The sequence below is a fragment of the Kitasatospora sp. NPDC085464 genome (genome assembly GCF_044541955.1).
Taxonomy (GTDB): Bacteria; Actinomycetota; Actinomycetes; order Streptomycetales; family Streptomycetaceae; genus Kitasatospora.
The window spans coordinates 118,727-143,405 of record NZ_JBITTM010000001.1 but is presented as its reverse complement, the minus strand read 5'-3'; the positions used below and the strand labels follow the sequence as shown (position 1 = coordinate 143,405).

Sequence of the window (24,679 nt, the reverse complement as noted above, 5' to 3'; positions counted from 1 at the left end):
TCACACTGCTTCCGTGGGGCGCGGCTGGACGAGGACCCGGCCCACGATGGTGGCGTAGAACAGGCCGGAGGCGAGGACGAGGGCGAAGTTCAGCGGGCCCATGGTGAGCATCCGCCAGATGCTCAGGAACACCCAGAGCAGGGCCGTTCCGCCGCCCCAGGCGATGACGGCGATCCAGAAGCGGCGGGTCTTGTTCTTCTTGGCGCCGCTGGAGCCGGTCGGCTGCCAGGCCATCCGGTTGCGGCGCACGATGTCCCAGATGGCGAAGACGTGCGCCCAGCCGTACATCATACGGGCGGCCCAGGCCTCCAGCCGGTAGGGGTTGCGGTGCCAGAGCGGGAAGACGACCGTCGCGTAGAGCAGTCCGGGCAGCACCAGCGCGGTGTTCTGCCAGCGGATCAGGTCGGGCCGGGCGAGCAGCAGGACGATCGGGATGAGCGGCGAGACGACGGTGAACAGCGCGGTGTGGATGTAGTAGAAGAACCCGGAGAGGTAGCAGGCGCGGGTGACCGGCCGGAGCTTGGTGGTCCAGAACTTCTTGCTGCCGAGCAGGCTCATCGAGCCGGTGCACCAGCGGTACTGCTGGTTGAAGAAGCCGCCGACGTTGTCCGGGCAGACACCGGTGGCGAGCGCCACGGGTATGTACTGCAGGTCCCAGCCGAGGCGGCGCAGGTCGAAGCCGGTGTGCACGTCCTCGGAGTGGCCGATCAGCGTGGTGCCGCCGTTCTCCTCCAGCGCGGCGCGCCGGTAGACCGCGCAGCTGCCGACGCAGATGGCGCCGTCGTTGCGCTGCCGGGAGACCTGCACCGTCCGGTAGAACAGCTCCTGGACGGCGCCCGCGCCGCGCTCGATCCAGTTCTGCGAGTCCAGGATGCGGAAGAACTGCGGGGACTGGACGATGCCGAGGCGGGGGTCGGCCTCCATGTAGGGGAGCATCTCGTTCAGCAGGTCCGGCCGGGGCGCGAAGTCGGCGTCCAGGATGAGGATGTAGTCGCTGTCGGAGTTGCGGAAGCCGAACTGCAGGTTGCCGGCCTTCTTGAACCAGCCGAGCTTGTTCCGGGTGCCGTAGACGAACCCGAAGTCGACGGCCATCTGCGCGAGTTGCGGGCTGTTGCTGTCGTCGAGGACGTACGGGGTGACCTCGCCCGGGTAGTGGTCGCGCAGCCGGGCGACGTGTGTCCAGGTGTTGTGCAGCACCTCGATCGGCTCGCCGGCGACGGGCAGGAAGACGTCGACGGTCGGATGGCGCTCCGGCTGCCAGGACTTGACCAGGGCGCGGTGCGCGGCGAGGTCGAAGGTCTGGTTGAAGCCGTGCACCCACCGGGAGATCAGGTAGTAGGCGATGGTGAAGGCGAGCGGCGGGACGAACACGAAGAACCAGGGCGTCGCGCTGAGCAGACCGATCTCGCTGGCCACCATGCAGCCGAAGCTGATGACGGAGAAGCAGGTCAGCACCCAGAGGTTGGTGCGCGCGTACAGGTACTTCTCGGTGTTGTCCGGGGGTTGGGGGAGCAGGCCCCACTGGTTGCGGGCGGCCGGGTCCCGTCGGCTCCGGCGTCGTGAGACGGGCGTTTGACCGCTGCCCGCGAGTCGCGTGCCCTCGGTGACAGTCACGTGCTCTACTCCCCCGAAGCCGTGTTGAGTCTGAACCTTCCCCGCGCGGCGGCCGTTGTCGGTCGGTTCGCGGGGGGACGCCAGGATCGTACGGGACCGGTTGCTGTGAGTTCTCTCCCCCCTCTTCGGTCGGCGACCCGGAACCGATATCGAGCTCCGATCGTGATGTGAACGGAAGTGCGGGTGGAGCGCTTGTGTACGGTGTCCGCCCAGCGGGTGAGGACGGTTCGGGGAAGAGTGATGATCATCGAGGGCGGCTCGGCCGGACGCGTGGCGCGGGGTCTGCGGGCGGCGGCGTTCGGCGCGGTCGCGGCGCTGCTGGCCGGGTGCAGCGGCGAGGTCGGGGCGGTGGAACAGCCGCCGGCCGTCACCGCGACGACCGCGGCGGCCGGGTCCGGCCTCTGCTCGACCGTGCAGGAGCCCTTCCCCAAGCTGGCGATGGACGGCGGGTCGAAGGTCCTCGAACCGAACCCGTGGAACACCGCGGGCACGGTCTGCGTGGACCCGGTCGGGGACAGCGGGTTCACGGTGGGCCAGATCCGCGACTTCGTCCCGAAGAACCCGCTCGCCCCGGGCGCCTACCCCAACGTCTCCACCGCCCCGGGCGCGAGCGGACTGCCCGTCCCGGTCAGCGCGTTGGGCGACGCGACCGCCGACTGGGACGCCAACGGCCGGGTCAGCGGCTCCTTCAACCTCTCCTTCGACCTCTGGTACGGCTCCACCCCGGACAACTGCCTGCCGGGGGAGAGCGCCGAGCTGATGGTCTGGCTGGACGCCACCGACAGCGTGCGCCCGGCCGGCGACAAGGTCGCGGACTCCCAGCAGTTCGGGGACGCGAGCTACCACGTCTACCAGGCGCCGATCACCGGCCCGCACAGCGTCATCAGCTACGTGCGCACGGCGCCGACCCACACCACCCGCGGCCTCAACCTGCGGCTGTTCACCGCCGACGCGATGGCCCGCGGGTACGTCCCCAAGGGCTCCTACCTGTGCCGGGTGCAGGCGGGCTTCGAGGTGTGGAGCGGCGGCACCGGCCTGCGCAGCGAGTCCTTCGCCTTCCACAACCGGGTCGGCCTGCCGGCCGGGGAGGTCCCGGCGGGGGCGCCCGGGATCTGCCTGCGGCACGGCGGCGGCGGGCTCGCGGGCACCCCGGTGACCGTCGGGACCTGCGGCGATCCGGGCGTCTCGACCGGCTGGACGGTGGGCAACGACGGCTCGCTGCGCGGCGGAGCGGCCTGCCTGGCGCCGACCGCCGACCGCACGTCCGTGACGCTGGCCGAGTGCACCGGCGGCTCCGCGCAGCGCTGGGTGGCCGCCCCGGGGCAGCGACTGCGGCACCCGGACTCGGGCCTGTGCCTCGGCACCGCGGGCGGTGCGCTCGCGGACGGCACGCCGGTGCTCCTGCGGTCGTGCGCGGACACCGTCTCGCAGCGCTGGAAGCTGCCGTACAACGGGGTTGCGTGACGGGGCGCCGCGCGACCGGGGACGGAACGGCACTGACGTTCCGTCCGCGCACCCCCCATGGGCGTGTCGGGGCGGATGCCCTAGCATTCCGGCCATGAGCGATCGACCGGTACCGAGTGGCGAGCCGGGCCAGCCGCCCACGCCACCGCAGCAGGCACCGGCCGGGGGGGCCGCTCCGGCCACCGGTGTGCCACCGCAGTCTCCGAGCGGTGCCTTCGGCCCCGCGTCCGGCTACGGGCCGCCGCCCGGCGTGCCTGCGCAGCAGCCCCAGCAGGTGACGCCCCATCCGTTCCCGCAGCCGGTGCCGCCGGTGCCGCAGCCGGGCGGCGGGCCGGCCCCGGTGGTGCCCGGTCCGGTGCAGCCGGGCCCGGTGGCGCCGCCGCAGGCGCAGCCGCCCGTCCAGCAGCCGCCCGCGCCGCAGCCGCCCCTGCCGCAGCCGCCCGTCCAGCAGCAGCCCCAGGCCGTCCCGCAGCCGCCCGCGCCGCAGCCCGGCCCGCAGGCCTTCCCGTCGGCCGCGCAGCCGGCGCAGCCCACGCAGCCCGCGACGCAGTGGCAGCAGCAGGGCGGCTTCCCGCCGCCGGCCGGCTCCTCCGGCACGCCGGACTGGGAGGCGCTGGCCGAGCGGAACGAGCAGGCCGCCAAGCGCGGCCGCCGGCTCAAGCTGGTCGGCGTGCTGACCGCGGTGGTCGTGGTGGCGGCGGCCGGTGGCGGCGGGTTCTGGTACTACCAGCATTCCAAGGACACCAAGAAGACCGCGCAGAACACCACCTCGGCGAGCCCGACGGCCCCGGTCTCGACCGGCCCGTCGACCCCGTCGAGCGCCCCGCCGGTCAAGGGCATCGACAGCCCGCCGACCGTCGGCAGCCTGCCCGCCAAGACGGGCCAGGCGCCGCTGAACCTCGGAGCCGACGCCAAGCAGGGGACGATGGCCGGGTTCTCCGGACAGGTCCTCAGGCTGCCCAGCGGGCCGGACTCCTTCGCCTCGACCTCCACCTCGATCGTCGACGTGAACAAGAGCTTCACGGTCTCCGCCCGGGTGCTGGTCGACCTGCCCAACGGCAACCGCAGCGCGGTCAGCCAGGGTGACGGCCAGTACTACTCGTACTCGCTGGGCCGGGCCAACAACAACGGGCACGACCAGTGGTACTTCAAGGTCCAGGTGCCGGGCGGCGGTTCGGCGATCGCCTGGTCCAAGGGCGACGCGACGGTCAACCAGTGGGTGCTGCTGACCGGCGTGTACGACGACCCGACGGGCCAGCTCACCCTGTACGTCAACGGCGCTCCGCAGTCCTCGGCCAAGTCGGCCGGGGTGCAGCCGAGCGGCACCAACTCCCTGCAGGTGGGGCGGCTGAGCTCCAACTCGCAGTGGGCCGACCCCTGGCACGGCGCGGTAGCCGACATCCAGCTCTGGAGCCAGGTGCTGCCCGAGGCCGACATCGTCAAGATCGTCGCCGGTCCGAGCTCGCCGCCGTCCGTCCCGCCGGTCGGAGCCTGGCTCAGCGGCTGAGCCCGCCCGGGGCCGCCCGGCCCCCCGATCGTCCGGCCGCCGCGCCCCGGCAGTGGGGGGCGGCGGCCGAAGCGCGCCCCGGGGCGCGCGCCCGCCGGCGCGCGTCCGGATGCGAAAGCCCAGATGAGGAGCAGTACTGATGAGCGCGGACGGCCGCTGGATCCGGCCCGAGTCCACCCGCAAGCCCGTCCTGGGCGGGGCCAGGCGGGGCGGGGTGGCCCTCGGCGAGCGCGACCGCGCGGCCGCCGCGCCGGCGCAGCCGTCCCCGGCCGACCGGCGCCGCCGCAAGTCCGGCCCGCCCCGGTTGCCGCACCCGGCCCGCCCGGCGCTGCGGGCCGACTGGCTGCCGCTGCTGGCCGTGCTGCTGGTCCAGGGCGCGCTCTCGTACCACCTGATCCTCAGCAACACCGCCTTCATCGACGAGGGCACCTACATCTACGCGGGCTACCAGGAGATCGCGCACCTGCGGCACGGCACCCCGGTGTCGACGTACGAGACCTTCTTCTCCGGCTCCCCGCTGATCTACCCGGTCGTGGTGGCCGCCGCGGACTTCGTCGGCGGGCTGAACGGCGCCCGGCTGCTGAGCCTGGTGTTCATGCTCTCCGCCACCGTGGCCGTCCACCTGGCGACCCGGCGGCTGCACGGCTCGCTCGCGGCCTTCTGCGCGGCGGCGGCCTTCGTGGCGCTCGGCCCCACCCAGTTCCTGGGCGGCCTGGCCACCTACGACGCGATGGCACTCGCGATCCTCGCCTGGGCCGGGTACTTCGCGGTGCGGCTGACCACCGGCGGCGGGTACCCGAGCCTGGTCGCCTCCGGTCTGCTGCTGGCGCTGGCCGGCGCCACCAAGTACGCCGCGCTGCTGTGGGTCCCGGTGGTGGCGGGCATCGCGGTGCTGGCCGGGCCGCGCGGGTCGCTGCGCTCGTGGGAGGCCTGGCGGCGCGGGCTGCTGGTCCTGTTCACCTTCGTGGTGGCGGTCGGGGCGGCGGCCGCGGCGGCCGGCGAGCGCTACGTCAACGGCTTCAACCACACCACGCTCAAGCGCGCCCCCGGCCACGACTCGTACTCCTACGTGGCCTCGGAGGCCGCCCGCTGGGTCGGCCCGCTGCTGGTGGTGGCGCTGATCGGCGTGGTGGTGCAGCTGGTGCGGGCGCGCCGGCGCGGCGGCGCGGCCTGGCCCGAGTTCTGGCTGGCCGTCCTGCTGCTGCTGGCCGGGCTGATGGCGCCGGTGAACCAGGTCCGCATCCACACCTGGCTGTCGCTGCAGAAGCACGTCGACTTCGGGGCCTGGTTCTCCTGCGTCGTGGCGGGCCTGGTGCTGGCCCGCACGGTGCTGTGGCTGAAGGGCCGCCTGCACCTGGTGGCCGGGGTGGCGGCCGCCGTGCTGGTGGTCGGCCCGCTGGCCTGGGTGGGCGCCGCCCAGGGCCGGGAGATGTACGGTGAGTGGTCGAACTCGAAGGGGTTCGTCGCCGCGCTGGAGCCGTACATCGTCAAGGGCGAGGACAAGTACCTGGTCGAGAATTACAACGTCCCGGCGTACTACCTGCGCAAGCAGAGCAACTGGCAGCAGTGGCACGACCTGGTGGCGGTGTTCCGCCGCGACCCGGCCACCGGCGAGATGCAGAACGGGGTGCCCGCGATCCAGGCCGGCATCCAGGCGCACGAGTGGAAGGTCGTGGTCCTGGACTTCACCCAGACCGGGGCCACCGACAAGGCGATCCAGCCGACGCTGAAGGCTGCCGGGTACCGGGTGGTCACCGTCGTGAAGAGCGGCCCGCACGGCCAGTACACCGTCTACGTGGCGCCCGGCTACGACAAGCAGCCGTGACCCGCGCCGCGCGGGCGTGACCGGCGCTCAGAACGCCAGGGAGTAGACCATCAGGTCCATTCCCGGGTACGGCGCCCAGTCGCGCTCGGGGGTGCGCCGGAAGCCGACCCGCTCGTAGACGCGGTGGGCGGCGGTCATCTCCGGGCGGGTGGAGAACGCCATGCCGGCCAGGCCGAGTTCGCGGGTGCGGGCGAGGGAGGCGCGCACCAGCGCCTCGCCGACGCCCCGGCCGCGGGCGGCGGCGTCGGTGGCGAGCATCCGGATCTCGCCCTCGCGCTCGGTGGCGATGTCCGCCCACTCGGTGCCGCCGACCGCGAAGGTCACGCAGCCGAGGACCCGTCCCTCGGCCGGGTCGACCGCGACCAGGAGCTCGGCCTCCCGGGCCCGGCGCTCGGCGTCGCGCAGGAGCTCGACGTAGCTGCTCCCGGGCGAGGTGAAGCCGCCGTCGACGAAGGCCTCGACGGTGATGCGGCCGGCGTCTTCGAGGTCCTCCGGAAGGGCCGGGCGGATGAGGTAGTCCATGCGGCCAGTGTGCCGGAGCCGGCCGGGGTGCAACGCTCCGGGGTCGAACGGGCCGCCTCGGCCGGGGCGCAGGCAGGGGCGGACAGGTGCGGCGGGTGCGGCGGGGTGGTGGGCGCGGTGCCGTACAGCCGGTCGGGCCGGGCGAGGTCGGCCGGGTAGCCGCCCGGGCGGTGGTGGTTGTCGCGGCCGGCCGCCGCGCCGCGGGAGACTTCGCGGCCGATCAGGACGCCGAGCAGGCCGAAGCCGCCGACGGCTCCGGCCAGGGCGAGTGCGCCGGCGATGGTGTCGTTGTCCATGCGCTCCACTCTTGCCGGGCGCGGCGGCGCCCACGAGTGGCAGGAATGACCAATGCCCTCGAAATCCTGCCAGCCGACGCCTTCCCCCGCGCGGGCTCCCGGGGCATCCTGGACGGCATGCGGAACAGCGGGGGCATGCTGCAGAACGTGGTCGCGGTGGTGCTGGAGGAGATCCACCCCTTCGAACTGGGCGTCGCCTGCGAGGTGTTCGGCCTCGACCGGACCGCCGACGGACTGCCCGGCTACGACTTCGCGATCGCCGGCGCCCGTCCGGGGCCGCACGCCACCCACTCGGGCTTCACCGTGGACGTCCCGCACGGCCCCGAGCGGCTGGCCGGCGCCGACCTCGCGGTGGTCACCGCGTCGGGCGTCCGCGCGCAGTACCCCGAGCCGCTGCTGGCGGCGCTGCGCGCGGTGGTGGCGGACGGCGGCCGGGTGCTCTCCATCTGCAGCGGCGCCTTCGTCCTGGGGGCCGCCGGGCTGCTGGACGGCCGCCGCTCCGCGACGCACTGGCGGCACGGCGAGGCACTGGCCGCGCGCTTCCCGCTGACCACCGTCGAGCCGGACGTGCTGTACGTGGACGACGACCCGGTGATCACCTCCGCGGGGACGGCGGCCGGCATCGACGCCTGCCTGCACCTGGTGCGCAAGGTGCAGGGCGCCGAGGTGGCCCGGGAGATCGCCCGCCGGATGGTGGTCGCGCCGCACCGGGAGGGCGGGCAGGCCCAGTTCGTCAACCGCCCGCTGCCCGAGGGCGGCGGCGACTCGCTGGCCCCGCTGCTCGACTGGATGCGCCACCACCTCGACGAGGAGTCCACCGTCGAGCAGTTGGCCGCCCGGGCGCACATGTCGCCGCGCACCTTCGCCCGCCGGTTCCGGCAGGAGACCGGGACCACCCCGCACCGCTGGCTGGTCGGGCAGCGGGTGCTGCTCGCCCAGCGGCTGCTGGAGTCCACCACCGAGCCGGTGGACGCGATCGCCGCCCGCTGCGGCTTCGGCAACGCGGCCGCGCTGCGGCACCACTTCGGCCGCCGGCTGGGCACCACGCCGCTGTCCTACCGGCGCGGCTTCGCCGACCCGTCGCTGGTGTGACGGCGCAGGCCCGAGGGCGTGGGGCGTTGCGGCGCCGAGACGACGGCGCGTCAGTCCTCCGCGGCCGCCAGGTGGTCGACGACGTTCCATCGGTCCGGCCGCAGCCGCCCCTCCTGGGCCCGCCACATGCTGGTGGAGCAGTTGTGCACCGGCCCGAGCGCGACGAGCTGCTCCTCGGTGAGCCGGTCCAGCGCGTAGCGGAGCATCAGCACCGTGCAGTCGTGCGCGACCAGCAGGACGGGCCGGCCGGCCTCCTCCTCGCAGACGTCCCGCAGCAGGCTGCGCACCCGCAGCGCGACGTCGGCCCAGGACTCGCCGCCGGGCGGGCGGTAGTAGAGCTCGCCCATCTTGCGGCGCCGGGCCGCCTCCTCCGGGTGCTTGGCCTCGATGGCGGCCTTCGGCAGCATCTCCAGGACGCCGAGCTCGCGGTCGCGCAGCCGCTCGTCGTAGCGGACGGCCAGCGAGACCGGGACGGCGCCGAGCCCGGCGGCCTGGGCGAGCGCGATTCCGGCGGTCTCCGCGGTGCGCACGTACGGTGAGCACCAGACGCTGCGCGGCCGGTCGGCGCTGGGCAGGGCGGCCCACCAGCGGCCGAGCGCCCGGGCCTGCTCCCGGCCGTGCAGCGACAGCGGGATGTCGGCGTCGCGGCAGCTGATCGGGACGCTGAGCGCGCCGGCGGCCTCGGCCAGCTGGAACTCCACGTTGGCGGTGGACTCGCCGTGCCGGGTCGCGATCAGGACGGACGGCAGCCGGGTGGCCGCCGCCGGACGGTGGGCCGTGAGGTGGTGGTGCTGGCTCTGGGTGGACTGGTGCTGGCCGTTGAGGGTGGTACCGAGTTCTGCCATGGCCGCGAGCTCCCCGTGGTCGATCAGGTCCCGGCCGGTTGCCGGTCCGGTCTGGTGGTGCCCGGCGTGCACGCCTGTTCATACATATGATCGCGCCGCCTTCTCCAGTGTTCACGGAGAAGGCGGCGCGATCACAGGGCGCGTACGTCGCGAATCAGTGCGCCGCTACGGGCTCCGGCGCGTTCTTCAGCTCGTCGTCGCCGGCGTCGGCGCTGTAGTCGGACGGCTTGGTCTCGTCCGGGCCCTCCGGCGCCTTGGCGGCCCGCAGCACCAGGGTGAGCGCCACCGCGACGACGAGGTTCAGCGCGAAGGCGGTCAGGCCGATGTAGCCGATCTCGCCGATGCCCGGGATCTCGGCGGCGTTGCCGCCGAAGTGCTTGGTGGCCGGGCTGGCGAGGCCGTACGCCTTCCAGGTGCCGTAGACCATGCCGGCCGCCCAGCCCGCGAACAGCGCCCAGTGGTGGAACCAGCGGGTGAACAGGCCGCCGACGATGGCGACGAAGGTTTGCAGGATCCACAGGCCGCCCAGCAGCTGGAGGTTGATCGCGGCCTGCTTGTCCATGCCGAGCACGAAGACCAGCGCGCCGACCTTCACCAGTAGCGAGACCGCCTTGGCGACGCGGGTCTCGTCGGCGGGTGTGGCGGCGGGCTTGAGCCAGTCCTTGTAGACGTTGCGGGTGAACAGGTTGGCCGCCGCGATCGACATGATGGCGGCCGGCACCAGCGCGCCGATCCCGATCGCGGCGAAGGCCACGCCGGTGAACCAGTCCGGGAACATGCCGGCGAACAGCTGCGGCACCGAGAGCTGGGCGTTGTAGGTCTTGTCGCCCTTGCCGACGCCCGCCGCGATCGCCATGAAGCCGAGCAGCGCCAGCAGGCCCAGCATCAGCGAGTACGCGGGCATGATCGCCATGTTGCGGCGCACGGTGTTGCGGGACTTGGAGGCCAGCACACCGGTCACCGAGTGGGGGTACATGAACAGGGCCATCGCCGAGCCGAGGGCCAGCGTCGCGTACGTCCACTGCTTGTCGTGCGGGACGGTCATCGACCCCTTGGCGCCCGGTGCGCCGAACTTGTGCGCGGCCGCGTCGAAGATGTGCCCGTAACCGCCGAGGCGGATCGGGATGTAGATCACCGCGACGATGATCACGATGTAGATCAGGGCGTCCTTGACGAAGGCGATCAGCGCCGGGGCGCGCAGGCCGGAGGAGTACGTGTAGGCGGCCAGCACACCGAAGGCGATGAACAGCGGCAGGTCCTTGACGAACCAGTTGGCGTTCTCCCCGCCGCCGACGCCCAGCACGTCCAGCACCGCCTGGATACCGACGAGCTGCAGGGCGATGTACGGCATGGTGGCCAGGATCCCGGTCAGCGCGACCACCAGGGACAGCGGCCGCGAGCCGTACCGGCCGCGGACGAAGTCGGCCGGGGTCACGTAGCCGTGCACCCGGGAGACCGACCAGAGCCGCGGCAGGAAGAGGAAGACCAGCGGGTAGGCGATGATCGTGTACGGCACGGCGAAGAACCCGGCCGCGCCGGTGGCGTACACGGCGGCCGGGACGGCGACGAAGGTGTACGCGGTGTACAGGTCGCCGCCGAGCAGGAACCAGGTCACCCAGGTCCCGAAGCTGCGCCCGCCCAGGCCCCACTCGTCCAGGTGCGCCGCGTCGTCCGCGCGGCGCCAGCGCGAGGCGAGGAAGCCCATCACGGTGACCAGGGCGAAGAACAGCACGAAGACCACGAGGGCCGGCACGTTGACGTCCTTCATCGGACACCGCCCTTGCGGGCCGTCTTGCGGGCCTTCTCGTCCCGGTTGATCAGCAGGTACGCGGCGACGGTGAAGACGGCCGACGCAGGCACCCAGAGCAGCTGGTACCAGTAGAAGAACGGAATCCCGGCCACCGCCGGGTCCGACTTGTCGTACGAGGACACCCAGAGCATCGCGACGATCGGCACGAGCAGGGCGAGACCGGCCAGCACCCGCTCGGGGGTCACCGCCGGGACGGGCGCCCCGACTGGCTCGGGCATGACATCTTCGAAGGTATCGGGATCAGACGGCATCTTCGGCTCCGCTCCGGAGGGTTCTCCCCGTCGGCGCCGCAGCCCCGGGAGCACCGCACGCCCCCGCGAGCCCGCCGGGCAGCACCATCGGTGATCGGCAGTCAGTACGGCTGCGCAATCTAGAGCATGGCGTGATCCATGTCACCGGGAACGACGGAACTTCCCACCAGTCGGACGTGACCGACCGATCCCCGCCGTCGTGGGACGCAAGAAACACCGTCACGGGAAGCGGAAGGCACCGGCGCGCGGGTCGCGCGCGCCGGTGCCCGTGGCGCGGTGGGGGAGTGCGTCCGCGCCGGACGCTTCAGCCGGGGTGGCACCCGCTCCGGGAGCCCGTCCCGGGTGCCCGCTCCGGGCGCCTACTCCGGGCGCTTCAGACGGGTGATGAACTTGTAGCGGTCGCCCCGGTAGATGGAGCGGACCCACTCGACCGGGTTGCCCTCGGCGTCGAAGGAGTGCCGGGACAGCTGCAGCATCGGCAGGCCGAGGTCGGAGCCGAGCAGCCCGGCCTCGCGCGGGTCGGCCAGGGTGGTCTCGATGGTCTCCTCGGCCTCGGCCACGGTGACCCCGTACACCTCGCGCAGCGCCGCATACAGCGAGTTGTGCTTGGCCAGGTTGCGCCGCAGGGCGGGGAAGCGCTTCGCGGACAGGTGCGCGACCTCGATGGCCATCGGGTCGCCGTTGGCCAGGCGCAGCCGCTCGATCCGCAGCACGCGCCCGCCGGGCTTGATGTCGAGCAGCGGGGCGAGGTGGTCGTCGGCGGTGATGTAGCCGATCTCGATCAGCCGTGAGGCGGGTTCCAGGCCCTGGGCCCGCATGTCCTCGGTGTAGGAGGTGAGCTGCAGCGCCTGGGCGACCTTGGGCTTGGCGACGAAGGTGCCCTTGCCCTGGATGCGCTCCAGCCTGCCCTCGACGACCAGTTCCTGCAGGGCCTGGCGGACGGTGGTGCGCGAGGTGTCGAACTGGGCGGCCAGGGCGCGCTCCGGCGGGACCGGGGTGCCGGCCGGCTGGGTCTCGGTGAGCTGCAGCAGGTGGCGCTTGAGCCCGTAGTACTTGGGGACGCGCGCGGTCGGGTCGGTGCCGGCCTGGGTCGGGAGGTTCTTCACCTCGGGGTCTTCGGCCTGGGCGGTGGTTCCCCCGTCGCTGCTCATCGGACCTGTTCTCCCGCTTCTCGCAGGGCCTTCACAGGCCCCACCACATCGTTAACGGCTCACATCGTTGCATGTATGGCTGCGGAACGAATACCTCATCACGCGATGAACGATGTGCGGTGTCGGCTTGATAACGGGTGGTCGAGATCGGTCGAACAGCCGTTGACAGGCCCATTGGTCTAGGCCAAGCTCCAGGCATCTGGTCTACACCACTAGGCCGGTCACTATTCATCCCCCCACCCGTTCGAAGGGTTCCGCGGCACCGATTCCCCCGCTTTGTGTGGGTCTGCCGCTGCCGCCCGACGGGGGTAAACCAGGCATCCCTCAGGAGGATGGCGTGAAGCGTCAGCTCATCGCGGCGGTCGGCGTCGCAGCAATGGTCGTCGGCCTGGCGGCTTGCGGCTCGGACGGCAAGAAGAGCGACGGTGACTCGAAGTCGTCGTCCTCCTCGGCGGCCGACAAGTACAAGGGCAAGACGCTGAAGGTGTGGCTGATGACCGGCTCGGCCCCGAAGGGCTGGACGGACGCGGTCAAGGCGGACTTCGAGACCACCTACCCGGGCTCCAAGGTCGACTTCCAGATCCAGGAGTGGGACGGCATCGGCCCGAAGGTCACCGCCGCGCTGTCCGAGGGCTCCGTCGACGTCCTGGAGATCGGCAACACCCAGACCGCCGGTTACGCGGCCTCGGGCGGCCTGCTGGACATCACCAAGGACAAGTCCGCACTGGGGGGCGACGGTTGGGCCGCCAACCAGAACGAGGCCGCGATCCTGGACGGCAAGCAGTACGCCGCCCCGTGGTGGGTCTCCAACCGCGTCGTCGCCTACAACAAGGACCTGTGGGCCAAGGCCGGCCTGACCGACACCCCGAAGACCCTGGACGAGTTCTACACCGACCTCGACAAGCTCAAGGGCACCGAGGGCGTCGCCGACCCGATCTACCTGCCGGGCCAGGAGTGGTACACCTACTTCGGCCTGCTGACCGGTGAGGGCGGCAAGATCGCCAAGAAGGACGGCGACAAGTGGGTCGGCGGCCTGTCCTCGCCCGAGGCGCAGAAGGCCTTCGAGACCTACAAGAAGCTGCAGGGCTACTCGGCCACCGGTCCGAAGGACAAGGACGAGGCCACCCCGCAGCAGAAGGACGTCTTCGCCAAGGGCAACGTCGGCGCCATGATCGCCCTCGGCTGGGAGCTGCCCAAGCCGGAGGAGATGGCCAAGGACAAGATCGGCTTCTTCCCGCTCCCGGGCAAGACCGCCGACAAGCCCTCCGGTGTCTTCCTCGGCGGCTCGAACCTCGCGGTCGCGTCGCAGAGCAAGAACACCGACATGGCGAAGGACTTCCTGAAGGTCGCCCTCAACGACAAGAACGAGGGCCTGGTCGCCGCCGCGGGCAACATCCCCAACAAGGCCGCGCTGAACAGCCAGATCACCGGTGACTTCGCGAAGGCCGCCCAGACGGCCGCGGCGGTCGGCGGCATCACCCCGAACACCCCGAACTGGGCCGGCGTCGAGGACAAGCCGAACCCGATCAAGGACTTCCTGACCGCCGCCCTGCAGGGCGGCGACTACGCCGCCACGGCCAAGAAGTACGACGACGAGATCGCGAAGCGGCTCAACCAGAAGCAGTAGGCATCGAGCGGCGTCGCTCACCGGCTCCCGGCGGGGGGCCGGTGGGCGGCGCCCGTCCGTCGTGGTCGGGTTGTGAGGAAGTGAGAACGATGGCTGTGCATTCAGAGCGGGTGCAGGCACCGTCCCCGGACGCGGGGGAGGCCGTGGTGGACGGCACCGGGACGATTGCCGCGGGCGGCGGTGCCGGCGGCGCCGGACCGAAGCGCACCAGACCGGCGGGCGTCCCCGGACTGGGCTCCCGCTTCGCGCCGTACCTGCTGCTGCTGCCGGCCACCCTGGCGACCATCGCCCTGCTGGGCTGGCCGCTGGTCAAGACGGTCCTGCTGTCGTTCCAGAACCTCAACAGGCGCCAGCTGGTCATGCACCTCACGGAGTGGACCGGCTTCGACAACTACAAGGAGCAGCTGACCGACCCGGACTTCTGGTCGGTCACCGGGCGCACCGTCGTCTTCACCCTGGTCAACGTGGTGCTGATCATGGTCGGCGGCACGCTGGTCGGCCTGCTGCTCAACCACCTCGGCAAGCGGATGCGCCTGGCGCTGTCGATCTCGCTGCTGATGGCCTGGGCCATGCCGGTGGTCGCCGCGACCACCGTCTACACCTGGCTGTTCGACCAGCAGTGGGGCGTCGTCAACTGGTTCCTGGACCAGCTCGGCTGGCACTCCATGGCCGACTACAACTGGCTCAGCTCGCAGTACTCGACCTTCTTCGTGGTCATCCTGCTGATCGTCTGGCAGTCGATCCCGTTCGTGGCGTTCAACATGTACGCCGCTCTGACCACCATCCCCAAGGAGCTCTACGAGGCCGCCCGGATGGACGGCGCCGGCTCCGGCAAGATCTTCAGTCTGGTGATCTTCCCCAACCTGAAGCCGTTCTTCCTCGCCACGACCTTCCTCGAAGTCATCTGGGTGTTCAAGTCCTTCACCCAGGTCTACGCGATCAACGGCGGCGGCCCCGAGAACCTGACCAGGACCCTGCCCGTGCACGCGTTCCTGGAGGGCTCGTCCGGCCAGCACTACGGCATCGGCTCCGCGATCGCGGTGCTCACCATCCTGATGCTGGGCGCGCTGATGGCGTACTACTTCCGCATCATGATCAAGCAGGAGGACGAGCTGTGAGGCGCTCTCTCTTCGGACGTACCTGGCCGAACGTGATCGCGGTCGTCCTCTTCGTCTTCTTCATCTTCCCCGTCTACTGGATGGTCGCGACCTCCTTCAAGCAGGACCGCGACATCATCAGCAAGACGCCGGTGTTCCTCCCGCTCGACGGCACGCTCGACCACTTCACCACCGCGGTCGACGCGCCGAACTTCTGGACGTACGTCACCAACAGCGTCACCGCCACCGTCGGCGCGGTGCTGCTCTCGCTGGTGATCGCGACCCTGGCGTCCTTCGCCATCGCCCGGATGAGGTTCCGCGGCCGCAAGGCCTTCGTGCTGGTCGTCATGATCGCGCAGATGGCGCCGTGGGAGGTCATGACCATCGCGGTGTACATGATCTCCCGCGACAACGACATGCTGAACAGCCTGCTGCCGCTGACGCTCTTCTACATGATGATGGTCCTGCCCTTCACCATCTGGACGCTGCGCGGCTTCATCGCCGCGGTGCCGAAGGAGCTGGAGGAGTCGGCCATGGTGGACGGCTGCACCCGCACCCAGGCCTTCGTGAAGGTGATCTTCCCGCTGCTGGCCCCCGGCCTGATGTCGACCTCGCTGTTCGGCTTCATCACGGCGTGGAACGAGTTCCCGCTCGTCCTGATCCTGAACAAGGAGGAGGGCAAGACCCTCCCGCTGTGGCTGTCCTCCTTCAAGACGGCCTTCGGCAACGACTGGGGCGCCACCATGGCGGCGTCCACGATGTTCGCCATCCCCGTGCTGATCCTGTTCATCTTCCTGCAGCGCAAGGCGGTCGGCGGTCTGACCGACGGCGCCGTGAAGGGCTGAGTCACCGTGAGCATCCTCGTTCCCACCGTGCCGGACAGCGACCAGCTGCACCGCGACGCCCTGACCGTCCTGCAGCCCGGCTTCGTCGGCACCGAGCCGCCGCAGTGGGTGCTGCGCCACCTCGCCGCCGGGCTCGGCTCGGTCGCGCTGTTCGACCGCAACGTGGCCGACCTCGACCAGCTGTCCGCGCTCACCCGGGCGCTGCGCGCCGAGAACCCCGACCTCCTGATCGCCATCGACGAGGAGAGCGGCGACGTCACCCGGCTGGAGGCGGGCTCCGGCTCGTCCTGGCCCGGCAACCTGGCGCTCGGCGCGATCGACGACCCGGCGCTGACCAGGGACGTCGCCCGCGAGCTCGGCCGGGCGCTGGCCGCGGCCGGCGTCAACTACAACTGGGCGCCCACCGCGGACGTCAACTCCAACCCGCGCAACCCGGTCATCGGGGTCCGCTCCTTCGGCGCCGACCCCGAGCTGTGCGCCCGGCACACCGCCGCCTGGGTCGAGGGCCTGCAGTCGGCCGGCGTGGCCGCCTGCTCCAAGCACTTTCCCGGGCACGGCGACACCGCGGTGGACTCGCACCACGGCCTGCCGGTCATCGACGTCGACCTGGACGTGCTCCGGGCCCGCGACCTGATCCCGTTCCAGGCGGCGATCGCGGCCGGCACCAAGGCCGTGATGACCGCCCACATCATGATCCCGGCGCTGGACCCGAAGTTGCCGGCCACCCTCAGCCCGACCGTGCTGCGCGACCTGCTGCGCGCCGCGCCGGCCGACGGCGGCCTCGGCTACCAGGGCCTGATCGTCAGCGACGCGATCGAGATGGGTGCCATCGCCGACACCTTCGGGATGGGCGAGGGCACCGTGCTGGCCCTGGCGGCCGGCGCGGACGCGATCTGCGTCGGCGGCGGGCTGGCCGACGAGGAGACGGTCCTGATGCTGCGCGACGCCATCGTGGCGGGCGTGCGGGCCGGCCGGCTGGGCGAGGAGCGGCTGGCGGACGCCGCCGCGCGGGTCCGGGCGCTGGGCAGCTGGGGCCGGATATCGGCCCAGGGCGAGCGGCCGGAGCCGGACCTGGCGGTCGGCCTGCGGGCCGCGCGCCGGGCGCTGAAGGTGGTCCGGGCGCCGGGCCCGGTGGCGCCCCCGGTGAGCGAGCGCCCGTACGTGGCCTCGTTCTCGGACGAGCCGAACATCGCCGTCGGCGACGTCACCCCGTGGGGTGTGGCCGGCATGCTGGCCGACCGCTTCCCCGGCACCCGCACCCGCGCGGTGTCGGCCGCCGAGGCCGCCCCGGAGCAGCTGGACGCGCTGGTCGACGAGCTGCTGGCCGGGGCCGAGGGCCGCCGCCTGGTGCTGGTGGTCCGGGACGTGCACCGCTACCCGTGGATGTCCGCCGTGCTGGGCCGCCTGGTGGCGGCCCGCCCGGACGCCGCCGTGGTCGAGATGGGGCTGCCCCAGTCCGAGCCGGTCGGCGCGCTCCACATCGCCACCCACGGCGCCGCCCGGGTCTGCGGGCTGGCGGCCGTGGAGGTGCTCACCGGGCAGCCGGGAGCGATCGGCTGAACCGACCAGGGGAACGTCACCGGCCGGAGCCGGTGGACGTCGGCCCACGGGCCCGTCATGCGCATGTCGCATGGCGGGCCCGTTTCCGTTTCCCCGGCGTTGGCCCGCGGATCCGCCGGGTGACCGTGTTCCCTCAAGTGAGCCTTAAATCCACCTTAATTTCCACTTACGGTGACGGGGTGGCGACTGATCGCCACGGGGTACAACGGCTCTGCAACGGCCTTGGCCGCAAAGGCTGTTGGCCGTTGACACCGCCATTGGTCTAGGCCAGAGTCCAGTCATCCGGTTCGAATTTCAACCTCGCCGGATGTGGTATCGGCCCACCCCCAAGCACGTCGCCGCCCCCTGTCCGGACTCTCCGCTGCGGGCGCCAATCACGCTGCCGGCGGGCATCACGGCTCTCAACACCCTCGGAGGACGGCGTGAAGACGCGTCAGCTCATCTCGGCGCTCGGGACCATGGCACTGGCGGCGGGCCTGACGGCCTGTTCCTCGTCGGGCTCACCGTCGGGCGACGGCAAGGGCTCCGCCGCCTCGAAGGCCGCCACCGGCACCGTCACCGTCTGGCTGATGGACGACGCCCAGAAGAACTGGCCCGACCTCGTCCAACGGGTCAACGACGAGTTCGCGGCGAAGTACCCGAACGTCGCCCTCAAGCTCTCGTACCAGGGCTGGGCGGACAAGGTCACCAAGCTGGACAAGGCGATCGCGGAGGGCTCCGCCCCCGACGTCGTCGAGCTGGGCAACACGGAGACCATGAAGTACGTGCTGTCCGGCGCGCTGGCCCCGGTGGACCGGACCAGCTTCGACAACTCCGACAGCTGGATCAAGGCGCTCGCCAACACCTGCACCTACCAGGACAAGCTCTGGTGCGTGCCGTACTACGCCGGCTCGCGGGTCGCCATCTACAACTCCGCGGCCTTCCAACAGGCCACCGGCAGCGCCGAGTTCCCCAAGACCGAGCCCGAACTGCTGGCCGCGCTGGACAAGGTCGCGGACAGGAACAAGGCGGACAGGACCTTCTCCCCGCTCTACCTGCCCGGCCCGTACTGGTACGCGGCGATGAGCTACGTGGCCGCGTACGGCGGCAGCATCGCCAAGTTCGACAGCGCCGGGAACTGGCACGGCACCCTGCACGACCCCAAGTCCCAGGAGGGCATCGGCCACTTCGTCGACCTGGTGCGCAAGTACAACAAGGGCGACCTGACGGTGAACGAGCAGAACCAGTTCGAGTCGATGGCCCGCGGGCACGCCGCGTCCTTCTACGGCAACGGCTACGAGGCGGCCTCCGTCACCGCGCCGGTCACCGGCGACCCGAGCCTCAAGGACGCCGTCAAGGTGGCCACCATGCCCGGCCCGGACGGCAAGCCGCTGCCGACCTTCATCGGCGGCTCCGACCTCGCCGTCACGGCCAAGTCCCCGTCGGTGGCGCTGGCGGCCGACTGGATCCGGATGTTCACCAGCACCAAGTCCGAGCAGGCGCTGGCCGACAAGGACATCCTGCCGAACAACCTCACCCAGCTGAACCCGCTGAAGAACAAGCCGTCCACCGCCGCCGCGGCCAACGCCGTCCCGGACGCCTGGTTCACCCCGCTGGCCCCCGGCTGGGGCGCGGTCGAGAAGCAGAAGGTCATCCCGGACATGCTGGGCGCGATCCTCAAGGGCAAGTCGGTGGACCAGGCCACCAAGGAGGCCGACGCCGCGATCGACCAGCTGATCAACAAGACGTCCTGAGCCGCCCCGCCGCCGTCCGCCCTCCCGCCTCCGGGAGCGGCGGGCGGCGGGTCGGACGGAGGTCCGGAGACGGATCGCGCGCCGGGCGCGCGGGGCGCACTACGGGCGTGCGGCAGGGAAGTTCGGAGGTGCTCCGGGCCGGGCGCGCCCATAGGATTGCCGGGCACGAAGAACCGCCGCGAGTGTGCGGACTCGCCGCCGTAGAGGTCCCCGTCGGGCAGCCGCCCGGGCGGGGTCGAACCGTCTCATCGGAGGCAGACCCAGATGTCCGACCCGCACACCGCTCCCGTCCCCGGCCGGATCATGGCGGCGGAGATGGCCGAGCAGCCGGCCGTCCTCCAGCGCATCCTCGACGAGGGCGCCCCGAAGATCCGCGGGATCGCGGCCGAGATCGCCACCCGCAACCCGCGCTTCGTCCTGCTCACCGCGCGGGGCACGTCCGACAACGCCGCGCTGTACGCCAAGTACCTGGTCGAGATCCTGCTCGGCAAGCCGGCCGGTCTGACCTCGATGTCCACCACGACCGCGTACGGCGCCAAGCCGGACCTCACCGACGTCCTGGTGATCACCGTCAGCCAGTCCGGCGGCTCACCGGACCTGGTGGCCTCCACCAAGGCCGCCCGCGAGGCCGGCGCCATCACCCTCGCGGTCACCAACAACGCCTCCTCGCCGCTGGCCGAGGTCTCCGAGTTCCACATCGACGTGCTGGCCGGCCCGGAGAAGGCGCTGCCCGCCACCAAGACCTACACCGCCGAGCTGCTGGCGCTCTACCTGCTGGTCGAGGGCCTCGCGGAAGCCTGGGGGTACTCCCGGCGGGAGCCCGGGGAGGGCTCGGCCGCCCAGGGGCTGCCGGTCCTGGCCGCGGGCGTGCTGGAGCGGCACGCCGAGGTGCGGGCGCTGGCCGAGCGCTACCGCTTCGCCCAGCGCCTGGTCATCACCTCGCGCGGCTACGGCTACCCGACGGCCCGCGAGGCGGCGCTGAAGCTGATGGAGACCACCTACATCCCGGCCAGCCCGTTCTCCGGCGCGGACCTGCTGCACGGCCCGCTGGCCATGGTGGACAACGTCTCGCCGGTCATCGCGATCGTCCCGGACGGCAAGGGCGGCGAAGCCCTGCAGCCGGTCCTGGACCGGCTGCGCGGCCGCGGTGCGGACCTGGTGGTGATCGGCCAGCAGGCGCAGGTGGACGCCGCCTCGGCGGGCTTCGTGCTGCCGGCCGGAGTGCCGGAGGAGGTGCAGCCGATCCTGGAGATCCTGCCGCTGCAGCTGCTGGCGTACGAGGTCACCATCGCCCGCGGCCAGGACCCGGACGCCCCGCGCGCCCTGGCCAAGGTCACCGAGACGAGGTAGGCCGCGGTAGACCGAGGAAGGCCGGCCCCGCGCGCGGACCGGCCCCCGTCCACAGCCTGTGGACGGGGGCCGGTCCGCTGAGCGGCGGAAACGTGGTCCGGGGCCGCGCGGCGGCCGGAAAGCACTACGGGCCACGGCGCCGACACGGGACCCTCAACCCGTGCGGCACCGCAGCCCGGAGCTGTCGTCGGGCGCCGGGGACGATCGAGGACTGTGCGGGGTCCTCGTTCGGCGGCGTCCGACCGAGGAGGGGCCGCGCGCGGTCAGGGCAGTTGCGCGGGGTCCGCTCCTTGGTGCCCTTTCATTGTGGACTAGACCAATCTGGGTTGTCTAGGCCGCTCGGCGAATTGGTCTAAACAACTCCGGGCCGTCGGGAGGCCGTCACGCGCCGTCCGCCCGCCGGTCCGCCGCGCCCCGCCCGGACCGGCGGCGCTACCCTCGCCATGTGCCCTCGCTGAACGAACTCGTCCGCCGCCACACCACCCTCACCGGGGCCGACGTGGAATGGCTCCACATGCTGGTCTCGGAGTGGCAGCTGCTCTCCGACCTCTCCTTCGCCGACCTGGTGCTGTGGATCCCCACCTGGGACGGCATCCGCTACGTCTCGGTGGCGCAGATGCGGCCCAACACCGGGCCGACCTCCTACCAGGACGACATGGTCGGCCACCTCGTCCCGCGCGGTCGGCGCCCGCTGCTGGACGCCGCCTTCGACGAGGGCCGGATCGTGCGCGAGGGCGACCCGGAGTGGCGAGAGGAGGTCCCGGTCCGGGTCGAGTCGATCCCGGTCCGGCGCGAGGGCAAGGTGCTCGGGGTGATCGCCCGCAACACCAACCTGCTGACCGTCCGCACCCCCAGCCGGCTGGAGCTCACCTACCTGCAGAGCGCCTCCGACCTGGCCCAGATGATCGCCGCCGGCAGCTTCCCCTTCCCCGGCATCGAACAGGTCGACATGGATGCCGCCCCCCGCGTCGGCGACGGCCTGATCCGCCTGGACGCGGACGGCATCGTCACCTACGCCAGCCCCAACGCACTCTCCGCCTACCACCGCCTCGGCCTCACCACCGACCTGGTCGGCAGCCACCTCGGCCGCACCACCGCGGACCTCGCCCCGCCGTCCCGCGGCGCCGTCCACGAGGCACTGGTGAAGGTGGCCAGCGGCTGGGCACCCCGGCAGACCGAGGTGGAGGCGCAGGGGGGAGTGGTGACCGTGCGGGCGATCCCGCTCAAGCCCAAGGGCACCCTGACCGGATCGCTGGTGCTCTGCCGCGACGTCACCGAGCTGCGCCGCCGTGACCGCGAGCTGATGACCAAGGACGCCACCATCCGGGAGATCCACCACCGGGTGAAGAACAACCTGCAGACCGTTGCGGCCCTGCTGCGGCTGCAGTCCCGCCGGATGGAGTCGGAGTCCGGCCGGGCCGCGCTGGACGAGGCGGTGCGCCGGGTCGGCTCGATCGCGATCGTGCACGAGACGCTCTCCCAGGCCCTGGACGAGCAGGTGGCCTTCGACGAGATCGCCGACCGGGTGCTGGCGATGGTGATGGAGCTGTCCCAGGACGGCCGGGTGGCGACCCGCCGCACCGGCAGCTTCGGCATCCTGTCCGCCGAGGTGGCCACCCCGCTGTCGATGGTGCTGACCGAGCTGCTGCAGAACGCCCTGGAGCACGCCTTCGGCCCGACGGCCTCCGGGAACCTGGAGGTCAGCGCGCTGCGCGGGCGGGCCCCGGCGACCGGGATGGGCTGGTCGGACAGCTGGAACGGCGGCGCCCGCCCCGAGGAGTACCTGCTGATCACCGTGCAGGACGACGGCCGCGGCATGCCGGAGGGGTTCGACCCCAAGACGGCGGGCAACCTCGGCCTGCAGATCGTCCGGACGCTGGCCACCGGCGAGTTGGGCGGCACCTTCGACATGGTGGCCGGTCCGAACGGCGGTACGAAGGTGGTTCTGGAGATCCCGGTCCGCTGAGCACCCCGGTCCGCCGCAGGCCCGGTCCGCCGGGTCCGGCCCGGCTGAGATTCTGCCGAGAATCCGTTGCACGAGGGCGCTCGGCGGGGGCGCGCGTTCGGCGGAAGCGCCGGCTGCGCACTCCGGCCGCCCCGTGCCGCTTCGGCCGGACGTGGCGGGGGAGCGGCGGAGCGCGGGAGCGAACGGTCGCGGAAACAGAAACGAGGCCCTGTCGACCGGGGGGGGTGGGTCGACAGGGCCTCTCAACCCGTTCCGGCCGTCGGGGGGAGTCGGCCGGAACGGGGGCTCTGGGTAGAGCGACACCTCGCCGGTGCGTTGCACACGGTGAGCGCCACAGCTCCACGATATTGCTCTAAGTGAACAGTATCAAGTGGCTGGACGGGTCCGGTGTCGCGGGACCAAGCCGGGCAAGGTCCTTTGTGCGGAAGGCTTCACCAGGAGGTGCAGGGAAGCCTTTGATCATGTGTTGATCGGTACTGCGGTCACTGCTGGTGCTACGCCGTGTGATCGGCGCGATCAGGCGGTGCGGGCGCGGTTGCGGGCGGCGCGGCGCTTCATCGCACGACGCTCGTCCTCGCTCATGCCGCCCCAGACGCCGGCGTCCTGGCCGGTTTCGAGGGCCCACTGGAGGCACTGCTCCATCACCGGACAGCGGCGGCACACGGCCTTGGCTTCCTCGATCTGCAGCAGAGCAGGACCGGTGTTCCCGATCGGGAAGAACAGCTCCGGGTCCTCTTCGCGGCAGACAGCGCGGTGGCGCCAGTCCATGGTCGTCCAACTCCTCCTGCCGACGGGGGTTGCCCGGGCGGCATAATCGATGGCTTTGTGAATGTGAACGCTTTCACGAATCCCGCAACAGCAAAAGAGACCAAAGGCCTACCGGGCCCGGGTGGTCTGTGCTGGGGGGGATTCGGCGATTCGAGGGACACCCCGCGGTCGGTGCTCCGTGGTTCCGGAGTCGCCGTCGCTGCGATGTGTCCCGATCGCCATGTAGAGGTTCGCAAACCTCGGGCTCGGATACAACCCCCTTCGGGGAGGAATTTTTGATTCTTCGGTGTCGCCTAGCTCACAGCCAGTACTTCTATGGAGTGAAGGGGGCTTGTGCGTTCGAGAAGAAGGGCGAACCCCGCTTCCGGTCACACAATCACACGCAGTGCCCGCCGAACGCCTGTGAAACTGACGCGACTCCTGTCTCCAAGATGGTCGCCGTCCACCTGGAACGGGGCCGGTTCCTCTGAAACCAAGGTGAAGTGCCGGACGTCGTGGTAGGAGACGACGTGCTTCCCGGACGGGCCGACCGGCGGTGCGCCGTCGCTCGAAGGCGTGTGTGACCGCAGGATCTGACGGATCGTTCGAGCCGTACCGAACGCCGTCATCCGGGTGATGCCGAAGACGTCGAGGTCCGTGTCGAAGGAGGCGAGCGGTGACGGGTAGACCGGGCGGTTGCCGAGGAACGTCCACGGCGAGGTGTTGCTGACTATCGACAGCACCAGCCCCGGAACGGCCTCGCGGCCCGGCAGCTCCAGGGAGACCGGGCCGGATCGGCGCTGCTCACGCTGGGTGAAGTAGTGCCGGATCGCCTGCGTGACGTAGAGGGCGTGGGTGGACTTGCGCCCGGCCCTGCGCTGCTCCTCGACCCGGCCGACCACGCCGGCGTCGAAGCCGAGGCCGGCGGTGAAGGTGAACCAGCGGTCCGGCAGGCCGTCGGTCATCGCCTTGCCCAACCCGATCGGGCGCTCCTGCTTGTGCTCCAGCGCGTGCAGCAGGGCCCCGGTGGCCTCCACCGGGTCGTTGGGCAGGCCCAGCGCGCGGGCGAACACGTTGGTCGAACCGCCCGGCACCACGGCCAGTCGCGGGACCTTCTCGCCCGGGCCGTGCGCCAGCAGCCCGTTCACCACCTCGTTGACGGTGCCGTCGCCCCCCAGCGCCACCACCAGGTCGACCGTGCCGTCCTCCGCCGCCTCGCGGGCCAGGTCGCGCGCGTGGCCCCGGTACTGCGTCTCGGCCACCTCCAGCTTGAGGTCGCTGCGCAGAGCGTGGATCAGGACGTCCCTGGTCCGGCCACTGGTGGTGGTGGCCTTGTGGTTCACGACCAGGAGAGCGCGCATGGGGAAAGCCTACGGG

The 24,679-nt window shown here is 71.6% G+C and carries 19 protein-coding genes; 11 read left to right on the top strand and 8 right to left on the bottom strand.

All coding sequences use genetic code 11. The annotated features are described in order from the left end of the window. Window positions 1-1,419 (bottom strand): glycosyltransferase family 2 protein, encoded by a 1,419-nt coding sequence (locus ACIGG8_RS00615; protein ID WP_396544735.1) that lies wholly within the window; start codon window positions 1,417-1,419, stop codon window positions 1-3. A gap of 435 nt (window positions 1,420-1,854) precedes the next feature. Here ACIGG8_RS00615 and ACIGG8_RS00610 point away from each other — a divergent pair, with 435 nt between their 5' ends. The 3 genes from ACIGG8_RS00610 to ACIGG8_RS00600 all read left to right on the top strand — a co-directional run bounded on the left by ACIGG8_RS00610 (window position 1,855) and on the right by ACIGG8_RS00600 (window position 6,410). Then, window positions 1,855-3,078, top strand: coding sequence for a ricin-type beta-trefoil lectin domain protein (locus tag ACIGG8_RS00610; protein ID WP_396544423.1), 1,224 nt, complete (start codon window positions 1,855-1,857; stop codon window positions 3,076-3,078). Window positions 3,079-3,172: 94 nt separating this feature from the next. Further along, window positions 3,173-4,585 carry a LamG domain-containing protein gene (locus ACIGG8_RS00605; protein WP_396544421.1) on the top strand — a complete coding sequence of 471 codons (1,413 nt, stop codon included), beginning with the start codon at window positions 3,173-3,175 and terminating at the stop codon, window positions 4,583-4,585. Window positions 4,586-4,724: 139 nt separating this feature from the next. Next, a complete protein-coding gene (locus tag ACIGG8_RS00600; protein WP_396544419.1) occupies window positions 4,725-6,410 on the top strand; it encodes an ArnT family glycosyltransferase in 1,686 nt (561 codons plus the stop codon). 27 nt (window positions 6,411-6,437) lie between these two features. Here the strand turns inward: ACIGG8_RS00600 and ACIGG8_RS00595 are convergent, their stop codons facing one another. Continuing rightward, on the bottom strand, window positions 6,438-6,932 hold the full coding sequence (locus tag ACIGG8_RS00595) for a GNAT family N-acetyltransferase (protein WP_396544417.1): 495 nt from the start codon (window positions 6,930-6,932) through the stop codon (window positions 6,438-6,440). 431 nt (window positions 6,933-7,363) lie between these two features. On the opposite strand from ACIGG8_RS00595, the gene ACIGG8_RS00590 reads away from it, so the two are divergent. Further along, complete coding sequence (locus ACIGG8_RS00590) at window positions 7,364-8,320, top strand: helix-turn-helix domain-containing protein (protein WP_396544733.1); 957 nt, start codon at window positions 7,364-7,366, stop codon at window positions 8,318-8,320. 50 nt (window positions 8,321-8,370) lie between these two features. Here the strand turns inward: ACIGG8_RS00590 and ACIGG8_RS00585 are convergent, their stop codons facing one another. From ACIGG8_RS00585 to ACIGG8_RS00570, 4 genes are all read right to left on the bottom strand, one after another. After that, window positions 8,371-9,165 carry a histidine phosphatase family protein gene (locus tag ACIGG8_RS00585; RefSeq protein ID WP_396544415.1) on the bottom strand — a complete coding sequence of 265 codons (795 nt, stop codon included), beginning with the start codon at window positions 9,163-9,165 and terminating at the stop codon, window positions 8,371-8,373. A gap of 154 nt (window positions 9,166-9,319) precedes the next feature. Continuing rightward, window positions 9,320-10,933, bottom strand: coding sequence for a monocarboxylate uptake permease MctP (mctP, locus tag ACIGG8_RS00580; RefSeq protein ID WP_396544413.1), 1,614 nt, complete (start codon window positions 10,931-10,933; stop codon window positions 9,320-9,322). After that, on the bottom strand, window positions 10,930-11,193 hold the full coding sequence (locus tag ACIGG8_RS00575; RefSeq protein WP_396544411.1) for a DUF3311 domain-containing protein: 264 nt from the start codon (window positions 11,191-11,193) through the stop codon (window positions 10,930-10,932). Before ACIGG8_RS00575 ends, mctP begins: the two co-directional genes overlap by 4 nt. A gap of 392 nt (window positions 11,194-11,585) precedes the next feature. Continuing rightward, complete coding sequence (locus ACIGG8_RS00570) at window positions 11,586-12,377, bottom strand: GntR family transcriptional regulator (protein ID WP_396544409.1); 792 nt, start codon at window positions 12,375-12,377, stop codon at window positions 11,586-11,588. 337 nt (window positions 12,378-12,714) lie between these two features. Between ACIGG8_RS00570 and ACIGG8_RS00565 the strand changes: the two genes are divergently transcribed. The 7 genes from ACIGG8_RS00565 to ACIGG8_RS00535 all read left to right on the top strand — a co-directional run bounded on the left by ACIGG8_RS00565 (window position 12,715) and on the right by ACIGG8_RS00535 (window position 22,555). Next, complete coding sequence (locus tag ACIGG8_RS00565) at window positions 12,715-14,004, top strand: extracellular solute-binding protein (RefSeq protein WP_396544407.1); 1,290 nt, start codon at window positions 12,715-12,717, stop codon at window positions 14,002-14,004. An 89-nt stretch (window positions 14,005-14,093) separates the two neighbouring features. Then, the gene (locus tag ACIGG8_RS00560; RefSeq protein ID WP_396544405.1) at window positions 14,094-15,122 is read left to right on the top strand and encodes a carbohydrate ABC transporter permease; all 1,029 of its coding nucleotides are present in this window, start codon (window positions 14,094-14,096) and stop codon (window positions 15,120-15,122) included. After that, window positions 15,119-15,946: a carbohydrate ABC transporter permease gene (locus tag ACIGG8_RS00555; protein WP_396544403.1), complete on the top strand. Its 828-nt coding sequence runs from the start codon at window positions 15,119-15,121 to the stop codon at window positions 15,944-15,946. Before ACIGG8_RS00560 ends, ACIGG8_RS00555 begins: the two co-directional genes overlap by 4 nt. Before the next feature lie 6 nt (window positions 15,947-15,952). Then, window positions 15,953-17,506, top strand: a complete 1,554-nt coding sequence (locus ACIGG8_RS00550) for a glycoside hydrolase family 3 protein (RefSeq protein WP_396544401.1) — start codon at window positions 15,953-15,955, stop codon at window positions 17,504-17,506. 458 nt (window positions 17,507-17,964) lie between these two features. Beyond that, the gene (locus ACIGG8_RS00545; RefSeq protein ID WP_396544731.1) at window positions 17,965-19,239 is read left to right on the top strand and encodes an extracellular solute-binding protein; all 1,275 of its coding nucleotides are present in this window, start codon (window positions 17,965-17,967) and stop codon (window positions 19,237-19,239) included. Window positions 19,240-19,503: 264 nt separating this feature from the next. Continuing rightward, window positions 19,504-20,589 (top strand): SIS domain-containing protein, encoded by a 1,086-nt coding sequence (locus ACIGG8_RS00540; protein WP_396544399.1) that lies wholly within the window; start codon window positions 19,504-19,506, stop codon window positions 20,587-20,589. A 445-nt stretch (window positions 20,590-21,034) separates the two neighbouring features. After that, complete coding sequence (locus ACIGG8_RS00535) at window positions 21,035-22,555, top strand: PAS domain-containing sensor histidine kinase (protein ID WP_350522976.1); 1,521 nt, start codon at window positions 21,035-21,037, stop codon at window positions 22,553-22,555. 516 nt (window positions 22,556-23,071) lie between these two features. Here the strand turns inward: ACIGG8_RS00535 and ACIGG8_RS00530 are convergent. Together ACIGG8_RS00530 and ACIGG8_RS00525 are read right to left on the bottom strand one after the other, a co-directional pair. Next, on the bottom strand, window positions 23,072-23,323 hold the full coding sequence (locus ACIGG8_RS00530) for a WhiB family transcriptional regulator (protein ID WP_014138019.1): 252 nt from the start codon (window positions 23,321-23,323) through the stop codon (window positions 23,072-23,074). 368 nt (window positions 23,324-23,691) lie between these two features. After that, a complete protein-coding gene (locus ACIGG8_RS00525; RefSeq protein WP_350522975.1) occupies window positions 23,692-24,663 on the bottom strand; it encodes a diacylglycerol kinase family protein in 972 nt (323 codons plus the stop codon). Window positions 24,664-24,679 lie beyond the last annotated feature (16 nt).

Coding starts and splice junctions, on each gene's coding strand:
- ACIGG8_RS00615 (WP_396544735.1), bottom strand. CDS start 1,419: ATGGTGGCCAGCGAGATCGGTCTGCTCAGCGCGACGCCCTGGTTCTTC.
- ACIGG8_RS00610 (WP_396544423.1), top strand. CDS start 1,855: ATGATCATCGAGGGCGGCTCGGCCGGACGCGTGGCGCGGGGTCTGCGG.
- ACIGG8_RS00605 (WP_396544421.1), top strand. CDS start 3,173: ATGAGCGATCGACCGGTACCGAGTGGCGAGCCGGGCCAGCCGCCCACG.
- ACIGG8_RS00600 (WP_396544419.1), top strand. CDS start 4,725: ATGAGCGCGGACGGCCGCTGGATCCGGCCCGAGTCCACCCGCAAGCCC.
- ACIGG8_RS00595 (WP_396544417.1), bottom strand. CDS start 6,932: ATGGACTACCTCATCCGCCCGGCCCTTCCGGAGGACCTCGAAGACGCC.
- ACIGG8_RS00590 (WP_396544733.1), top strand. CDS start 7,364: ATGCTGCAGAACGTGGTCGCGGTGGTGCTGGAGGAGATCCACCCCTTC.
- ACIGG8_RS00585 (WP_396544415.1), bottom strand. CDS start 9,165: ATGGCAGAACTCGGTACCACCCTCAACGGCCAGCACCAGTCCACCCAG.
- mctP (WP_396544413.1), bottom strand. CDS start 10,933: ATGAAGGACGTCAACGTGCCGGCCCTCGTGGTCTTCGTGCTGTTCTTC.
- ACIGG8_RS00575 (WP_396544411.1), bottom strand. CDS start 11,193: ATGCCCGAGCCAGTCGGGGCGCCCGTCCCGGCGGTGACCCCCGAGCGG.
- ACIGG8_RS00570 (WP_396544409.1), bottom strand. CDS start 12,377: ATGAGCAGCGACGGGGGAACCACCGCCCAGGCCGAAGACCCCGAGGTG.
- ACIGG8_RS00560 (WP_396544405.1), top strand. CDS start 14,094: ATGGCTGTGCATTCAGAGCGGGTGCAGGCACCGTCCCCGGACGCGGGG.
- ACIGG8_RS00545 (WP_396544731.1), top strand. CDS start 17,965: ATGGCACTGGCGGCGGGCCTGACGGCCTGTTCCTCGTCGGGCTCACCG.
- ACIGG8_RS00540 (WP_396544399.1), top strand. CDS start 19,504: ATGTCCGACCCGCACACCGCTCCCGTCCCCGGCCGGATCATGGCGGCG.
- ACIGG8_RS00530 (WP_014138019.1), bottom strand. CDS start 23,323: ATGGACTGGCGCCACCGCGCTGTCTGCCGCGAAGAGGACCCGGAGCTG.
- ACIGG8_RS00525 (WP_350522975.1), bottom strand. CDS start 24,663: ATGCGCGCTCTCCTGGTCGTGAACCACAAGGCCACCACCACCAGTGGC.